Source organism: Arenibacter aquaticus, from assembly GCF_003957295.1.
Classification (GTDB): Bacteria; Bacteroidota; Bacteroidia; order Flavobacteriales; family Flavobacteriaceae; genus Arenibacter; species Arenibacter aquaticus.
Genome location: NZ_RQPJ01000005.1, coordinates 471,566 through 488,729 on the forward strand (window position 1 = coordinate 471,566; position 17,164 = coordinate 488,729).

Sequence of the window (17,164 nt, forward strand, 5' to 3'; positions counted from 1 at the left end):
ACTATAGGAAAAGCTTTTCAATTTTTGGTATAGCGCTGGGCAAACAACATACCACTACCCTATCCCCTTCAGTAATTTTAAATCCCCCTAAGGCAATTATTCCCTCATCATCACGGATTACCCCTCCTATGGTAGCCTCCCTCGGAAAATTAAGCTCCCTAACAATTTGCCCGTTCACCTGGGATGTAGGTTTTACTATAAATTCCAATATCTCGGCATTGAGGTTGTTCAATCTTGTCATGGCCACGATCTCACCCTTTCTAATATGCCTAAAAATATTATTGGCGGCCAAAAGTTTCTTGTTCAGCAAGGTATCAATACCAATGGAATGCGATAGTTGAAAATAATCCATATTCTCCACCAAGGCAATTGTTTTCTTAACGTTTTTGGACTTAGCTACCAAACAGGACATGATATTGGTTTCAGAATTACCGGTAACCGCTACAAAAGCATCCATGGCCTCCATGTTTTCCTCCTCCAACAATTCCACATTGCGCCCATCGCCATTTATTATAAGAGCACTGGGCAATTCATCGGCAAGATCAAAGGCCTTTTCCTTATTTTTCTCTATAAGTTTAACGTTGAACTTTTTCTTACAAAGGTCACGGGCAGTCTTAAAGCCAACCTTACTACCCCCTAAAATCATCACACTTTTTATCTCCTTTTTCTCTTTCCCCGTAAGTTTATACAATTCATCCAAGCCCTCCCTTGAGGTAATAAAGTACACTTGATCATTTTCCTTAAAAACCGTATCTCCTCTGGGAACTATGGTATATTGGGTTCCCATCCGCTGTATAGCAATGGGCATAAAATGAAGTTCAGGAAATACTTTGGCAGCTTCCTTTACCGACTTTCCAACAAATGGGGCCGATTTGGGAAGGGAAACCCCCACCATGATCAGTAATCCCTCCTCAAACTCATAGGTATTGTTAAAAGCGGATTGATTTAATAGAAGTTGTATTTCGGTAGCTGCGAGTGCCTCAGGGGAAATAAGTTCATCTATCCCCAAATCCGAAAACTTTATAGCCTCCTTATTACGGATAAATTCCGCATTGGAAATACGGGCAATGGTTCTTTTACAGCCCAATTGCTTCGCCAACATACACAATGTTATATTGGTGGTCTCTGAAGCCGTAACCCCAATAACCAAATCCGATTTTTCAACCTGTGCATCCTTTAGAACCGAGATAGAGGTAGCATCACCACGTAGCACCCTAATATCCAAATGTGTATCGGCGTAGGACAGACTATCTTTATTACAATCTATTAACGTAATATCCTGAGATTCATAGGACAATAATTTGGCTAAATGAAAACCTACTTCACCTGCTCCTGCAATAATAATTTTCATCTGTATTGTAAAATCTTTATCATTGACCTATGAGTATTCAAAACCATTAGCTGTATACCTCATCGGCATTATGAATTTCGTTACCCCTGCCCAAAACACCATTTATTTTTTTGCCATACCTTGTTATGGGCAGGCCCAGTTCAGTAAGGGAATTTATATTAGCCCCATAAGAACAAGGGGATTCCCTATGTCCTTTTCTTTTAAACTTTGAATATAGAGCGCCACAAAATTACATAATTAAATTGGGTTGTGTTCCAAAATATTGAAGTTAAAACATATAGGCCCTACTGTTTATTGTGAAAATTTAGAACTATAACTTTATACGATATAGTATATTTACCAAAAATTTGAAGACAATGGATAAGAAGGTTACCCCATACAAAGATTCAAACCTTGGAAAAAAGGAGCAGGTAACAAAAATGTTCAATACCATATCAGAAAACTATGACGGTCTAAACAGGGTCATCTCTTTTGGCATTGATATAAAGTGGAGAAAAAGAGTTGTATCCATAGTCTCCAAAAACAAACCTACCAAAATTCTGGACATTGCCACAGGTACAGGAGACCTGGCCATAAATATGGCTACTACCGGAGCCAAGGAAATCATTGGACTGGACATTTCCCCTGGCATGCTGGAAGTAGGCCAGAAAAAAATTGAGGACAAAAAACTGGGGAATATCATCAAAATGGTAGTAGGCGATAGTGAGAACCTCCCCTTTGAAGACAATACATTTGATGCCATTACGGTTGCATTTGGTGTAAGAAACTTTGAAGATCTTAAAAAAGGACTAAAGGAAATTTACAGGGTCCTAAAACCGGGAGGGACTTTTGTTGTATTGGAAACCTCTGTACCCACCCGAACCCCTTTTAAACAAGGATATACATTCTACACAAAATACATTCTTCCTGCCATAGGGAAGCTTTTCTCCAAAGACCGTAGCGCCTATGCTTACTTATCCGAATCGGCAGCAGCTTTCCCCCACGGGGAACAGTTCAACAATATTTTGGATAAAATTGGGTTTATAGGTATAGAGAATAAACCCCAAACATTTGGTGTGGCCTCTATTTACATCGCTACAAAGTAAAGTATGAAAAACATCCTTATTCTTTTTATTGGCTTTTTACTACTGTGCAAGACCACTAGCGCCCAGTTTAATGAAAATCCCGTCATAAACCTGGAAAACGAGGACAAACCACTTCTAAATTGGGGGTATTTTTTAGGCCTTAATCAATACGACTTTAAATTTGGATACAAAGAAGACCTTCCGGACATATTGGTAGAAAAAACGTTTGGCTTCAATGTGGGGCTAATAGGTGAATTACGTCTAAACAATTTTTTGGATTTACGTTTTGAACCAGGACTACATTACAACCAAAGAAATTTGGGTTTTCCCGGTTTTGACAATGAAAGAGACGCCATAAGGGAGGTAAAATCAACCTACATCAACTTTCCCCTCCTCCTTAAAGTCAGTACAAAAAGACTGGGAAACTGGAAACCGTTCCTTATCGGTGGTGCCTCAACCTCCCTAAACTTGGGTAGTAATGAACAGAGTCTGGATGACAATAGTAGCGCTACATTCCGAATGAAAAAGAGAACCTATTATTACGAAATGGGTTTTGGAATTGATTTTTATTTGGAATACTTTAAGTTTACCCCTTCTATCCGCGGGGTATTTGCTATTAATGATGAATTGGTGAGGGACAATGACCCCAACAGTCCGTGGACCGGCAATATTGAAGCCATGATGACAAGGGGCCTGTTCATCAATTTCACCTTTGAGTAAAAAACTACCCTCTTCTTACCTCATTCAGCAGAATGGCAGTAGCTGTCGCCACGTTTAAACTTTCGGCAGTCTTATCGCCAAATTGGGGGATACTAATTTTTTTATCAACTAAATCCGCTATAGCCGTAGAGACACCATTAGCCTCATTCCCCATCACCAACACCCCTTTTTTGGGCATTTGCTCTGTATAGACCACCTTTCCATCCATAAATGCCCCATATATAGGAAGTTCCAATTCCCCCAATAGCTGTATCAGATCGGCATAGACAATATTGACCCTACTAATAGACCCCATGGTAGCCTGCAAAGTCTTCGGGTTATAACAATCTACCGTATTGGGCGAGCAAATTAAAGAGGAAATTCCAAACCAATCACACAAGCGGACAATAGTACCCAGATTCCCCGGATCACGAACATCGTCCAATGCAATGACCCAGTCAGAAAAATCTATTGGCCCAGGCTCCGGCATATGAAAAACCCCCAAGACCTTATTGGGAGTTGCCAAACCACTCATCTTTTTCAATTCTTGCTGGGTGACCAATTCCAAAAAATCATGGTCATCCCCAAGTACACTGCTGTCCGTTACATAGATTTTATAGACCTTCAAATTGGAATCCAAAAGCTCTTTAACAGTCTTTACCCCTTCTACAACAAAGAGCCTATTTTGGCTTCGATACTTTTTCTGCTGTAAATTTTTTATAAATTTTATTTGGCTTTTAACAACCATACAAATAACGTATTTTTGACCTCTATGAGGATGCGATCGTTTATGGATTTAAACAGTACGAAAGTAAGATTATTATTGCTAGTTATTGCAATTACCTCATGTAATGCCGTAAAAAGAGTTGGTGAAGATGAGCTACTACTTACCAAAAACTTTATTTACGCGGATAGTGTAAAGGTTACCAATGAAGATATCCACAGCCTTATCTTTCAAAAACCCAATAGTACCTTATTGGGATACCCGCTACGATTAAACCTCTATAACCTGGCCAAGAAAAACCCCGACTCCTCTTTCCAGGCATGGCTCCACAAGAAAGAAAAAAGGGAAAAACGACTTACAAGTATACTCTCTAAAAAGCAGGTGGACCGATTGGGCGAATCCTTCTTGGTAAAGGGCGCCAGCGTTTGGTTAAAAAATATAGGAGAAGCACCAACCATAGTAGATACCACTAAGGCAAGAAGGTCGCTACAGCGCTTGAATGCCTACTATAAGAGCAAGGGCTATTTTAACAATTCCACCACCTACGAACTAGACAGTAGCGCCAGAAGTAAACGGGCTATTATGAACTACAGGCTAGACTTGGGCAAGCCTTATTTAATAGACTCCATATCTACCCAGATAGCCTCCCCAGCTTTGGATTCCATCCAAAAAAAGAACAATGACAACACCTTTATCAAACCAGGGCAACGAATTGATCTGGAAAATTTCAATAGCGAACGGGAAAGACTGACCAACCTCTTTAGAAACAACGGTATCCATAATTTTCAAGAAAGCTCCATTTCCTATGATTTAATTGGGGACACTACCAAAATAGGGAACAATCAAAAGTTGGATATTCTTTTAAATATTGAAAACCTTAAAAAAAGAACCGACAACAACCTTACAACCTCCGAATACAAGGTACATACCTTTAAAAAAATTAATATTTACACAAACTACCTGTTCAACAATGGACAGGATAGCCTAAAAAAGGTAGATTATAAAGACTATACCATCTACTACCACCGTAAATTACGGTTCAAGCCAAAAACGCTTACCGACGCCGTTTTCCTTAGTAAGGACAGTATTTATAGGGAAATTGACAGAATACGCACCTATAGGCAAATCACCAACTTAAACACTTTTAAGTATCCCAATATAGAATTTGTGGAAGATAGTACCCAGTCAGAATTGACTACCAACATCTACCTTTCCCCTAAACCAAGATATTCATTGGGAACCGATTTTGATGTAACCCATTCCAACATCCAATTCCTGGGTTTGGCATTTAGCCCTTCCTTACAAGCAAGAAATTTATTCAAGGGAGCAGAAAACCTAAGCATATCGGGAAGAATAAACCTAGGTGCTTCCAAGGATCCGGATATTGTAGACAACCGTTTTTTTAATTTGCTGGAATTTGGAGGTGACATCAACCTGAACCTCCCTCGTTTATGGTTTCCATTTGTGAACACCTCCAGGATCATTCCCAACTATATGCTCCCCAAGACCAATATATCTATTGGAACCAGCTTTCAGCAAAATATTGGCTTGGACAAGCAAACCTTCAATACAGTATTGGGTTACAATTGGTCACCCACAGATTTCAAAAAGCTCACTGCCGAACTGATCAACGTACAATTTGTGCGCAATGTAAATCCCGATAGGTTTTTCTCGGTATACGAGAACACCTTTGAAAACCTGGACGAAATAGCCGATAATTACGAGACCGAAGCTTCCCTGGCCGATTACTACGAGACCACATCGGATGAAACAGACCCCACATTGATTATCCCTGAGGGTACCACAGGATTTATCAATGCCATTCTTAATGAGGAAGTATCCGCTTCCGAAGATGATTATGACGACATAAGTAGTATTGAGGAAAGACGAAAAAGGCTAACGGAAAACAATTTGATTTTTGCCAGTAATTTTACCTTCAACAAAAACAACAAACAAGGTATTACCGACAATAGTTTTTATAAGTTTAGGTGGAAACTGGAAAGTGCCGGAAACCTGCTCAGCGGTATATCCTCCTTTATCCCCTTCAACAAAAACGAGGACGATAAGCTATTGGTCTTTAACGTTCCCTTTTCCCAATACGTAAAAACCGAGTTCGATTTTATAAAACACTGGAGTTTCTCCGGAACCAATGTATTGGCCTTTAGAAGTTTCTTTGGAATTGCGGTACCTTACGGCAATTCGGACAACATACCATTTGTGAGAAGTTATTTTGCCGGTGGATCCAACGACAACCGGGCTTGGCTACCGTATTCCCTAGGCCCTGGAAAGACCGAAGATGTGAACGATTTTAACGAAGCCAATCTAAAATTGGCCTTTAACCTGGAATACAGGTTTCCTATTGTAGGGGATATAAAAGGGGCTCTTTTTGCCGATGCCGGTAATATTTGGAACGTATTGGACAATGTTAAAGATGAGAATGCCACCTTTGACAGTTTAGCGGACCTTGGGGACATAGCCTTGGGAACAGGATTTGGATTGCGTTATGATTTTACCTATTTTGTTTTTAGGCTAGATATGGGGTTTAAAACCTATAATCCGGCCGAAGAATCCTCTAAAAGATGGTTTCGGGACTACAATTTATCCAATGGAGTATTTAACATAGGTATAAATTATCCTTTTTAGAGCTAAATATTTTATTACTTTTGTCCCATCTTTTAATTAACTCAATAAAGTAAGATTATGGCTCACAATATTAAACCAGGAGTTGCTACCGGTGATGAAGTTCAGGAAATTTTCAATTATGCCAAAGAAAAGGGTTTTGCTCTTCCAGCCGTTAATGTTATAGGATCAAATACTATGAACGGAGTTTTGGAAACTGCTGCCAGTTTAAATGCTCCCGTAATTATACAATTTTCCAATGGAGGTGCTCAATTCAATGCAGGAAAAGGCTTGTCCAATGAAGGACAACAAGCTGCTATCTTAGGGGCTACTGCAGGAGCAAAGCATATACACCAAATGGCTGAGGCCTACGGCGCCACTGTAATTCTACATACAGACCACTGTGCCAAGAAACTATTGCCTTGGATAGACGGACTTTTGGATGCCAGTGAGAAACATTTTGCTGAAACCGGTAAACCATTGTACAGCTCACATATGATAGACCTTTCCGAAGAACCTTTGGAGGAGAACATTGAAATATGCAAGCAATACCTTGCCAGAATGAGCAAAATGGGCATGACCTTGGAAATTGAATTGGGAATCACAGGAGGGGAAGAAGATGGTGTGGACAACACAGATGTAGACGATTCCAAATTATATACCCAGCCAGAGGAAGTTGCTTATGCCTATGAGGAACTTTCCAAAGTAAGCCATAGGTTTACCATTGCTGCGGCATTTGGAAATGTACATGGGGTATACAAACCTGGAAATGTAAAATTGACCCCTAAGATCTTGAAGAATTCACAAGAATTTATCTCTGAAAAATACGGGGTAGAACACAACCATATAGATTTCGTTTTTCACGGTGGATCTGGTTCAACCGTAGAAGAAATTCGCGAAGCAATTGGGTACGGGGTTATTAAAATGAATATAGACACAGACCTACAGTATGCCTTCCTAGAAGGGATAAGGGATTATGTACAAGGTAAAAAAGACTATCTTCAGTCCCAGATCGGAAACCCTAACGGAGCGGACGAACCCAATAAAAAACACTACGACCCACGTGTTTGGTTAAGAGAAGGAGAAAAAACATTTATAACACGTCTAAAAAAGGCTTTTGAAGATCTTAATAACGTGAATACCCTATAATCCTCAAACCCTAAAAGAAAACGTATGTCATCTTGGTTTAAAAGAAAGGAAAAAGGAATACAGACCGCCACGGATCAGAAAAAAGACACCCCAAAAGGGCTCTGGTACAAGTCCCCAACCGGGAAAATTGTTGAATCTGATGAATTGGCAAAGAATTTTTATGTTAGCCCAGAGGATGATTATCATGTAAGAATAGGCAGTAAAGAGTATTTTGAGATTCTTTTTGATGATAACAAGTTTACCGAACTGGATGTTAAACTTTCCTCCAAGGACCCTTTAAAATTTGAGGACACCAAAAAGTATGTAGACCGCTTAAAGGCAGCTGAGGCCAAAACCGGATTAAAGGATGCGGTAAGGACTGCTGTGGGAAAATCTATGGGCAAGAACGTAGTTATTTGCTGTATGGATTTTAGCTTTATAGGAGGCTCTATGGGAAGTGTTGTTGGTGAGAAAATAGCGAGGGGAATAGACCATGCCATTAAAAAGAAGCTTCCTTTTGTGATGATTTCCAAATCTGGGGGAGCGCGTATGATGGAAGCTGCGCTATCACTAATGCAACTGGCCAAAACATCGGCCAAACTAGCACAGTTGGCAGAAGCCGGAATTCCCTATATCTCTTTGTGTACAGATCCTACTACAGGAGGTACAACCGCCTCGTACGCCATGTTGGGGGATATCAATATTTCCGAACCAGGGGCATTGATAGGTTTCGCCGGGCCCCGTGTAGTTAAGGAGGCTACGGGCAAGGAGCTTCCGGAAGGATTCCAGACAGCCGAATTTTTACAGGAACACGGATTTTTAGATTTTATAGTCCATAGAAGGGACCTTAAAAAGAAAATCAACCTCTATATAGATTTGATAGAAAACAATCCGGTTAGACAATAAAGACAAAAGGCCCTGAAATTAGATCAGGGCCTTTTTTTTACTCTTATTTGTTGAACCTTCTCAGGAAAATTTCTTCCGTGGATCCGTCGGGATACGTTAGTTCCCCTTTGGCATCACAACTGCCATCACCAAAATCGAGGCTTACAGAGGCATCGTTTCTGCTTACCTCCACAACTCCACTAACAATAAACCTACAGGAAAGCTCACGACGCAAAGGAGTTGTGATTTCCCTGCTGTGCACATTTCCCAGTTTCCCATTATACGTACCCTTTCCTGTTATAAGGAACACATTGTCTGCCCAATAACCACTGCCATATCCCTCTATCCATTCACGGGTCCTATTGCCTTCAAAACTAGCAGTGCTTCCATCGGGCCATACGCCATTATAACTGGCCACAGCGTCTGATTGGGGATTGCCATTTTCATTGGAAGCAGTCCTTACCAAGGTACCCCCGCCTTCCACGGCCACCCCATTAAAGCTGAAATTTTCCAATGAAAAATTCACTGTTGCCGTCGCCGCATCGGCGTCTCTGGAGCGACTTAAAAAAAGTATTCCGCTCAGTAGATTTCCATTGGGCAGCTCACAGCCTTCCCCAAAATCTATAGTGGTTTCCCTAGTGGTATCCGTAACAACCTTAGTAATGGTGACACAATCTGGCAAATAATTGGATCTGTATAAGGACTTGCCGGTAGCATTGATAGCCTCGGTGGCCATAACATCCTCACCAATGGTGGCAATTTCCTCAGATATTGATTCTGCCTCATCACTGGACACTAACTGGGCCACTTCAAAAGCAGAATCTTCTTCATTGACCGTGGAATCCTCATTACTACAGGAACCCATTACCAATAATACAATAAGCAACCACCCCGTTCCGTTTGTTATTTTAAATTTCTCTTTCATCTTTTTTAGATTTAATTGTTGAACAATTGTTACAAGCAATTAGCGGGTATATGGCTAGCCTAACATTACGATCGTTTACCGCCTACTGCATTATAACATTTTTTTAACGTTTAATATATGACCGCGTTTAAATAAAAAAGTTTAATCCATGATAAAAAAAAGCCGGATTGGACGGGGATTCTAAAAAATAGTCTATCTTTGCGGCCTGATTGAAAATCAATCATGTACATAAAAATCATTAAAGTAATATTGGAATGTATTTAACTAAAGAAGTAAAAGCCGAGATTTTCAAAAAACACGGCGGAGAAGCAAAAAACACAGGTTCCGCTGAAGGGCAGATCGCTTTGTTTACTCACAGAATCAACCACTTGACAGAACACTTAAAGAACAATCGTAAAGATTTCAACACTGAGCGTTCATTGGTTAAATTGGTAGGAAAAAGAAGATCTCTTCTTGATTATTTAATAAAGAAAGATATCGTTAGATATCGTGAAATCATTAAAGAATTAGGAATTAGAAAATAATTTATCAAAAAAGGGGGAAGTCTAACTTTCCCTTTTTTTTTACAATACCGGTACAATTTTTTTTTAATTTTACCGCAAAGCCCCAAAGGCTTACCTTTGGGCACAATCAAAAAGCTTGCACATAGTTTTTCATTGGTCCGCAACACACAACTACAACACAACAACGTCGTCTTTACTAGACGAAAGACCATTGTTTAACAAACCTGTAATAAGGCAGGTTTTAATTCGTATTTATGATACCAAAAGTATTTAAAGAGGTCATTGACCTTGGTGACGGTAGGGAGATTTCTATCGAAACCGGAAAATTGGCAAAACAGGCCCATGGTTCTGTTGTTGTACAATCAGGAAAATGTATGTTGTTATGTACAGTAGTTTCCAATTACAAACAAAGTGATGTGGATTTCCTTCCATTGACGGTAGATTACCGTGAGAAATTTGCAGCTTCCGGGCGTTACCCTGGAGGTTTCTTTAAAAGAGAAGCAAGACCAAGTGATGGCGAAGTATTGACCATGAGATTGGTAGACCGTGTTTTACGTCCTCTTTTCCCAAAGGATTACCATGCTGAGACACAGGTAATGATACAGTTGATGTCCCATGACGAGGATGTTATGCCAGATGCCATGGCAGGATTGGCCGCATCTGCTGCTATCCAATTATCTGACTTCCCATTTGAATGTGCCATTTCAGAGGTACGTGTGGGACGTGTTGATGGTAAATTTATCATTAACCCAACCAGGGCACAATTAGCGGTATCCGATATTGATATGGTTATTGGTGCTTCTGCCGATTCTGTAATGATGGTAGAAGGGGAGATGAAAGAGATTTCTGAAGAGGAGATGGTAGAAGCCATTAAATTTGCCCATGAAGCCATTAAAGTACAGTGTGCGGCACAGATAAAACTTGCCGAAGCATTTGGCAAGAAAGAAGTTCGTGAATACGAGCCGGAAAGAGAAGATGAGGAATTGGCCAAAAAAATCCATGACATGGCCTATGATAAGGTTTATGCCATTGCCAAAGCCGGATCTTCCAAACATGAAAGAAGTGCGGCATTTGACGCAATAAAAGAAGAAATAAAGGCTACTTTTTCCGAAGAGGAATTGGCCGATATAGGAGACTTGATTTCCAAATACTATTACAAGGCTGAAAAAGCAGCCGTAAGAGACCTAACCTTAAATGAAGGGCTTCGTCTTGATGGTAGAAAAACCGATGAGATCAGACCTATATGGTGTGAAGTTGACTACTTGCCTTCTACCCATGGTTCCGCAATTTTTACCCGTGGGGAAACCCAGGCCTTGGCAACGGTTACCTTAGGTACCTCCAGGGAAGCCAACCAAATAGATATGCCTTCTTATGAAGGAGAGGAAACTTTCTATTTACACTATAACTTCCCTCCATTCTCAACTGGGGAAGCAAGGCCTATCAGAGGAACTTCACGTAGGGAAGTAGGACACGGTAACTTAGCACAACGTGCCTTAAAAGGTATGGTTCCTGAGGATTGCCCTTATACCGTTCGTGTAGTATCCGAGGTATTGGAATCTAACGGTTCCTCTTCCATGGCTACCGTATGTTCCGGTACTATGGCCTTGATGGATGCCGGTGTACAATTAAAAAAGCCGGTTTCAGGTATTGCCATGGGATTGATTTCCGATAGCGAATCTGGAAACTATGCAGTATTGTCCGATATCTTGGGAGATGAAGACCACTTAGGGGATATGGACTTTAAAGTAACGGGTACCGCAGATGGTATTACGGCCTGTCAAATGGATATTAAGGTAAAGGGACTATCCTATGAAATATTGGTAAATGCCCTTAAACAAGCCTCTGCTGGTCGTTTGCACATTTTGGATAAATTGGTTGAAACCATAGCTACACCAAATGCAGATGTAAAAGCACATGCACCGAAAATGGTTACCAGAGTTATTCCTGGCGAATTTATTGGAGCCTTGATAGGACCTGGTGGCAAAGTAATCCAAGAATTACAAAAAGCTACCAACACTACCATCGTTATCAATGAAGACCCTGTTACTGAAGAAGGTATCGTAGAAATTCTTGGGACCTCTCAAGAAGGGATTGATATGGTTCTTGCTAAAATAGATTCATTATTGTTTAAGCCAGAAGTAGGTAGTGTCTACGAAGTGAAGGTTATTAAAATGTTGGATTTTGGTGCTGTGGTAGAATATACCGAGGCTCCAGGTAACGAAGTGTTGCTTCACGTATCCGAATTGGCTTGGGAACGTACAGAAAATGTTTCCGATGTTGTAAACATGGGCGATGTTTTTGATGTTAAGTATTTTGGCACAGACCCAAGAACAAGAAAGGAAAAAGTTTCACGTAAGGCTTTATTGCCAAAACCTGAAGGTTTTAAAGAAAGACCTCCAAGAGAAGATCGTGGACGCAATGACAGAGGAAGAAACGATAGAGGTAGAGACAGGGACCGCAAGCCCAGAAGGGATTAGTTTGTAACTACAACTCTTAATACTCAAGGCCGCCTTTACCAAAAAATGGTAATAAGGCGGCCTTTTTTTATGCATTTTATCCAAAAAAGTAAAATAAAGCAGACTTGTTGTAACATTTCATATTTATTTACGTATAACCTTATACAGCTTATGCTTAGTGAACTTAACTTTAGAAAGAAAATATTTCGATGAGACAGCTTAAAATAACAAAACAGGTTACCAATAGGGAAACCGCTTCCTTGGATAAATACTTACAAGAAATAGGCAAGGTTGATTTGATTACCGCCGATGAGGAAGTAGAATTGGCACAGCGCATCAAGGCCGGAGACCAAATTGCCCTTGAGAAGCTGACCAAAGCCAACCTTAGATTTGTGGTATCTGTTGCCAAGCAATACCAAAACCAAGGACTTACCCTACCTGATTTGATCAACGAAGGTAATCTTGGTCTTATTAAAGCGGCACAGCGTTTTGACGAAACCCGTGGATTTAAATTTATCTCCTATGCGGTTTGGTGGATTCGCCAGTCTATCTTACAGGCTTTGGCAGAACAGTCGCGTATTGTAAGATTGCCCCTTAACAAGATTGGTTCCATCAACAAAATAAATAAGACCTTTGCCTTTTTGGAGCAAGCGCATGAAAGACAACCTTCAGCAGAGGAAATTGCCAAGGAATTGGACATGACTGTTGAAGATGTTAAGCAGTCCCTTAAAAATTCTGGTCGCCATGTATCCATGGATGCCCCATTGATAGACGGTGAAGATTCTAACCTTTACGATGTACTGCGTAGTGGTGAATCTCCTAACCCGGATAAGGAGCTATTGCACGAATCCCTTAGAACAGAAATAGAAAGAGCCCTTGAGACCTTAACACCTAGGGAAGCAGATGTCATCCGTTTGTACTTTGGCTTGGCAGGACAACACTCCATGACCTTGGAAGAGATAGGAGAAACTTTTGACCTCACCAGGGAAAGGGTCCGTCAGATAAAGGAAAAGGCTATCAGAAGACTAAAACACACTTCAAGAAGTAAGATTCTTAAAACATATCTTGGATAGTTGATCCATACAATTAAAATTTTAACGCAATCCTTTCCCGCATTGGAAAGCTGTATTTAAAATTGTAATTTGTAAACAATAACAACAGTTATCATGACTGTTCGTTTTTTGATTGATGAATAAACTCCGGCTGATTACCGGAGTTTTTCCATTTTTACGGCCCGTTAACCACCATTTAATCCTTCAATTCCAGTGTTTTAATTAAATTCATAGGCAGTTAATACACTTCTTGACATTATTTTCCTAATCAGGGGTGTTCAATTAGCCCTACTCTAAACAGAAATTTCCATTTTGCAATAGGGGTTTAAGGTACCTTTTACCCCAAACACTCCTATCTTTGCAATTATATATACTATTGCCATGTCGAAAGACCTTTTACTAATTACCCCGCCTTTCACTCAATTAAACACTCCTTACCCGGCCACGGCCTATTTAAAGGGCTTTTTGAACACAAAGGACATTAGCGACTTTCAAATGGATTTAGGAATTGAAGTCATCTTAAGGCTCTTCTCCAAAGATGGCTTACAAAATATCTTTGACCATGCGCATAGCAATAAAACAATTGCCACTGATAATAGTTCACGGATATACGCTTTAAAGGACCATTATATACGCACAATTGATTCGGTCATTCTTTTTTTACAGGGACAAAACCCAACTCTTGCCCGACAAATATGTACTTTTAACTTTCTCCCACAGGCTTCCAGATTTGACCAATTGGAAGATTTGGAATGGGCCTTTGGCTCCATGGGCAATCAAGATATGGCCAAACATTTGGCTACCCTTTACCTAGAAGATTTATCCGACTTTATAGTGGAATGCATTGATGAAAATTTTGGTTTTAGTCGTTATGCGGAGCGACTTGGCAGGAGTGCCAATTCCTTTGATGAATTACATGCCCACTTGCAAGACAAAACCACCTATATAGACCAGTTGACCCTAGAACTATTAGATGATAGCATAAAAAAGGTACAGCCTAAGCTGGTTTGTTTTTCTGTTCCCTTTCCGGGAAATCTTTACAGTGCCTTTAGAAGTGCCCAACATATCAAAGCCAAATACCCTGACATAAAAATAGCCATGGGTGGAGGCTTTCCCAACACCGAATTGCGGTCCGTATCGGACCCCCGTGTCTTTGACTATTTTGACTACATTACCTTGGATGATGGGGAGCTACCCATGGAATTACTGGCACAACATTGCACTAATCCCAATAAGAACGATAACAATGTACAACTAAAAAGAACGTTTTTACTCAAGGATGGCGCCGTATTTTACAACAACCTATGTTCCCGACAAGATTATAAACAAAGTGAATTGGGTACCCCTAGCTATAAAGATCTACCGCTAAGCCAATACATATCGGTCATAGAAATTGCCAATCCTATGCACAGCTTATGGAGTGATGGTAGATGGAACAAACTTACTATGGCCCACGGCTGCTATTGGGGCAGGTGCACTTTTTGCGATATTTCCCTAGACTATATTAAGGTGTATGAGCCAATAGCTGCCAAACTTTTGGTAGACCGCATGGAGGAGCTTATGGAAGAGACCGGCGAAAGTGGGTTTCATTTTGTTGATGAGGCCGCCCCACCCGCGTTAATGCGAGCCCTGGCCCTAGAAATCATCAACCGTGGAATTACTGTAAGCTGGTGGACCAATATTAGATTTGAAAAGAGCTTTGGCCTTGACCTGTGCAAGTTGCTAAAGGCATCAGGCTGTATTGCCGTTTCCGGTGGGCTAGAGGTGGCCTCGGACCGCTTGTTGCAACTTATCCAAAAAGGGGTAAGCGTAGAACAGGTTGCAAGGGTAACCCGAAATTTTACCGAAGCAGGCATATTGGTACACTGCTACCTAATGTACGGCTATCCCACCCAAACAGTACAAGAGACCATAGATAGTCTGGAAATGGTACGTCAAATGTTCCAAGCAGGAATCCTTCAATCTGGCTTTTGGCATCAATTTGCCCTTACGGCCCATAGTCCGGTAGGACGCAATCCGGATGACTACCATATTATACCTGAGTATCAACCCATAACTTTTGCCAATAACGACATCCAATTTAAGGATACCACAGGAATAGACCACGAGCAGTTCCGATTTGGGTTAAAAAAATCGATCTATAATTTTATGCATGGTATCTGTTTGGATTTTCCCTTACAAGAATGGTTCGATTTTAAGATACCCAATACTACCATATCACCCAATTTTATTCAAAATGCGCTGAACGAACCACCTCCCCTAACTACTAAACCAAATGCCAAAATACTATGGCTAGGGGGGCAACCAACAGTGACTACAATAAAAAAAACCAAAAAGGGACAAAGCTGGGAAATGCTTAAGTTAGGATTTCACGATATAGCAGACAGTGTAACGGCCACCCTTAATAAGCAGGAAGGGGAATGGCTAGTAGATCTTTTGAACAAGCTATCTATACACCCCAGGACTCCCCTTACCTTTACACAGCTTAAAACCGATTTTGAATCCCATTTTCAAGATTTTGAATTATTTTGGTATTCCAAGCCCATGCAGATAATACGCACAAAAGGTCTGTTGACCCTTTAACACAGAAAAGAACATTGATTTTCCAATGCTCTTTTCCTAAATTAAGTAGTGGTTGTTCCCTGTATCTTTTAGGCCATGGCCGCCTCACCGTGTATTCCCGATTCTAAAAGCCCCTTGTTTTTGGCTAACCAGGTACTAAAGTCCATCAATTCCGGATATAATTCCTTGGTAAATTGTACATCCCTTGCCATGCAGTAATAGTCCTCAAATTCTTTCTTAAACTGAAACATATTCCCTAGGTCTTCTGCCCCAGGGAAATCAAATTTTCTATAAGCATCTGCCGAAACATCCTTATATCCTATTTCCATATCCAACAATTTGCTAAAGGCATTGGCCATTTGCTCACCTGTCAGCTGCTCCCCTGCTATTCCAACGGTTTTGTTCCAATATTTGGTTCCCGCCTTAAAAATATTCAGGGCACATTTACCAATATCCCCTACGGCAATTCCCGGAAGTTTTTTGTTCCCCATGGGCATGGTTATAGCCCATTTTCCATCAGCACCCCTAGCGGGTCCGGATCCAAAATAAATAAAGTTCTCCCAATAAAATGATGTAAGCAACAAGGTATAAGGAATCCCGCTCTCTTTAAAATAAACATTGGAAGCTCCTTTGGCATCAAAATGTGGTACTTTATAATGCTCCATCAATGTAGGCATTCGTTGATCGTCCAAGGGCACCCATTTACGGGTATCCTCCAAGGTAGACCAAATAACATGCTTCAACCCCGCTTCTTTAGCAGCTTCTGCCATATTTTTAGCATGTTCCATCTCTTTCCCTGGAGAAAAGTGCTCCCAAAAAAATGTAACACAATAGGCCCCATAGGCCCCTTTAAAAGCTTTTACAACACTTACCCTATCATCCAAGTCTGCATAGACCACCTTCGCCCCCAATTGCTCTAACTCCATTGCTTTTTTGGAATTCGGATTTCTGGTAATGGCCCTTACCCCAAATTCACCTTTACCGTCGTTTAAAATTGCACGGACCAGTCCGCCACCCTGGGCACCAGTGGCACCTACAACAGCAATAATTTTTCTCTTTTCCATGATATTAACTATTTTGATTAACCAATTCATCCAATCTATTAAAAACCATAGATCATACCATTTTTAACAGCATTGGAAAGAGGTTTCCAACAACATCACCATGGGCAATTGCCATAGTCCAGAAGGGACCTT

13 protein-coding genes are annotated in these 17,164 nt (G+C 40.6%); 9 read left to right on the forward strand and 4 right to left on the reverse strand.

Annotated elements, in window-relative coordinates; genetic code table 11:
- Position 1: 1 nt before the first annotated feature.
- Positions 2 to 1,351 (reverse strand): Trk system potassium transporter TrkA, encoded by a 1,350-nt coding sequence (gene trkA / locus EHW67_RS11355; RefSeq protein WP_126162488.1) that lies wholly within the window; start codon positions 1,349 to 1,351, stop codon positions 2 to 4.
- Between the two features lie 356 nt (positions 1,352 to 1,707).
- Between trkA and ubiE the strand changes: the two genes are divergently transcribed.
- Together ubiE and porT are read left to right on the forward strand one after the other, a co-directional pair.
- The gene (gene ubiE / locus EHW67_RS11360; protein WP_126162489.1) at positions 1,708 to 2,436 is read left to right on the forward strand and encodes a bifunctional demethylmenaquinone methyltransferase/2-methoxy-6-polyprenyl-1,4-benzoquinol methylase UbiE; all 729 of its coding nucleotides are present in this window, start codon (positions 1,708 to 1,710) and stop codon (positions 2,434 to 2,436) included.
- Positions 2,437 to 2,439: 3 nt separating this feature from the next.
- A complete protein-coding gene (gene porT / locus EHW67_RS11365; protein ID WP_126162490.1) occupies positions 2,440 to 3,135 on the forward strand; it encodes a type IX secretion/gliding motility protein PorT/SprT in 696 nt (231 codons plus the stop codon).
- A gap of 4 nt (positions 3,136 to 3,139) precedes the next feature.
- Here the strand turns inward: porT and EHW67_RS11370 are convergent, their stop codons facing one another.
- The gene (locus EHW67_RS11370; RefSeq protein ID WP_126162491.1) at positions 3,140 to 3,862 is read right to left on the reverse strand and encodes a TrmH family RNA methyltransferase; all 723 of its coding nucleotides are present in this window, start codon (positions 3,860 to 3,862) and stop codon (positions 3,140 to 3,142) included.
- A 75-nt stretch (positions 3,863 to 3,937) separates the two neighbouring features.
- On the opposite strand from EHW67_RS11370, the gene tamL reads away from it, so the two are divergent.
- The 3 genes from tamL to accD are packed head-to-tail and all read left to right on the forward strand — an operon-like array spanning position 3,938 to position 8,491.
- The gene (gene tamL, locus EHW67_RS11375) at positions 3,938 to 6,481 is read left to right on the forward strand and encodes a translocation and assembly module lipoprotein TamL (protein WP_317126869.1); all 2,544 of its coding nucleotides are present in this window, start codon (positions 3,938 to 3,940) and stop codon (positions 6,479 to 6,481) included.
- Positions 6,482 to 6,538: 57 nt separating this feature from the next.
- Positions 6,539 to 7,606, forward strand: coding sequence for a class II fructose-bisphosphate aldolase (fbaA, locus tag EHW67_RS11380; protein ID WP_126162492.1), 1,068 nt, complete (start codon positions 6,539 to 6,541; stop codon positions 7,604 to 7,606).
- Positions 7,607 to 7,630: 24 nt separating this feature from the next.
- Positions 7,631 to 8,491, forward strand: a complete 861-nt coding sequence (gene accD / locus EHW67_RS11385; protein ID WP_126162493.1) for an acetyl-CoA carboxylase, carboxyltransferase subunit beta — start codon at positions 7,631 to 7,633, stop codon at positions 8,489 to 8,491.
- Positions 8,492 to 8,534: 43 nt separating this feature from the next.
- Here accD and EHW67_RS11390 read toward each other — a convergent pair whose 3' ends face one another.
- Positions 8,535 to 9,395, reverse strand: a complete 861-nt coding sequence (locus EHW67_RS11390) for a hypothetical protein (RefSeq protein WP_126162494.1) — start codon at positions 9,393 to 9,395, stop codon at positions 8,535 to 8,537.
- Positions 9,396 to 9,649: 254 nt separating this feature from the next.
- Between EHW67_RS11390 and rpsO the strand changes: the two genes are divergently transcribed.
- From rpsO to EHW67_RS11410, 4 genes are all read left to right on the forward strand, one after another.
- Entirely contained in the window at positions 9,650 to 9,919 is a 270-nt protein-coding gene (gene rpsO, locus EHW67_RS11395; RefSeq protein WP_126162495.1) for a 30S ribosomal protein S15, read from the forward strand.
- A 233-nt stretch (positions 9,920 to 10,152) separates the two neighbouring features.
- A complete protein-coding gene (locus EHW67_RS11400) occupies positions 10,153 to 12,375 on the forward strand; it encodes a polyribonucleotide nucleotidyltransferase (RefSeq protein WP_126162496.1) in 2,223 nt (740 codons plus the stop codon).
- A 188-nt stretch (positions 12,376 to 12,563) separates the two neighbouring features.
- Complete coding sequence (locus EHW67_RS11405; protein WP_126162497.1) at positions 12,564 to 13,427, forward strand: sigma-70 family RNA polymerase sigma factor; 864 nt, start codon at positions 12,564 to 12,566, stop codon at positions 13,425 to 13,427.
- A 360-nt stretch (positions 13,428 to 13,787) separates the two neighbouring features.
- Entirely contained in the window at positions 13,788 to 15,989 is a 2,202-nt protein-coding gene (locus tag EHW67_RS11410; protein ID WP_126162498.1) for a B12-binding domain-containing radical SAM protein, read from the forward strand.
- A gap of 68 nt (positions 15,990 to 16,057) precedes the next feature.
- Here the strand turns inward: EHW67_RS11410 and EHW67_RS11415 are convergent, their stop codons facing one another.
- Entirely contained in the window at positions 16,058 to 17,032 is a 975-nt protein-coding gene (locus EHW67_RS11415) for an NmrA/HSCARG family protein (protein ID WP_126162499.1), read from the reverse strand.
- Between the last annotated feature and the right edge of the window lie 132 nt (positions 17,033 to 17,164).

Coding starts and splice junctions, on each gene's coding strand:
- trkA (WP_126162488.1), bottom strand. CDS start 1,351: ATGAAAATTATTATTGCAGGAGCAGGTGAAGTAGGTTTTCATTTAGCC.
- EHW67_RS11410 (WP_126162498.1), top strand. CDS start 13,788: ATGTCGAAAGACCTTTTACTAATTACCCCGCCTTTCACTCAATTAAAC.
- accD (WP_126162493.1), top strand. CDS start 7,631: ATGTCATCTTGGTTTAAAAGAAAGGAAAAAGGAATACAGACCGCCACG.
- EHW67_RS11400 (WP_126162496.1), top strand. CDS start 10,153: ATGATACCAAAAGTATTTAAAGAGGTCATTGACCTTGGTGACGGTAGG.
- ubiE (WP_126162489.1), top strand. CDS start 1,708: ATGGATAAGAAGGTTACCCCATACAAAGATTCAAACCTTGGAAAAAAG.
- porT (WP_126162490.1), top strand. CDS start 2,440: ATGAAAAACATCCTTATTCTTTTTATTGGCTTTTTACTACTGTGCAAG.
- EHW67_RS11390 (WP_126162494.1), bottom strand. CDS start 9,395: ATGAAAGAGAAATTTAAAATAACAAACGGAACGGGGTGGTTGCTTATT.
- rpsO (WP_126162495.1), top strand. CDS start 9,650: ATGTATTTAACTAAAGAAGTAAAAGCCGAGATTTTCAAAAAACACGGC.
- EHW67_RS11415 (WP_126162499.1), bottom strand. CDS start 17,032: ATGGAAAAGAGAAAAATTATTGCTGTTGTAGGTGCCACTGGTGCCCAG.
- EHW67_RS11405 (WP_126162497.1), top strand. CDS start 12,564: ATGAGACAGCTTAAAATAACAAAACAGGTTACCAATAGGGAAACCGCT.
- fbaA (WP_126162492.1), top strand. CDS start 6,539: ATGGCTCACAATATTAAACCAGGAGTTGCTACCGGTGATGAAGTTCAG.
- EHW67_RS11370 (WP_126162491.1), bottom strand. CDS start 3,862: ATGGTTGTTAAAAGCCAAATAAAATTTATAAAAAATTTACAGCAGAAA.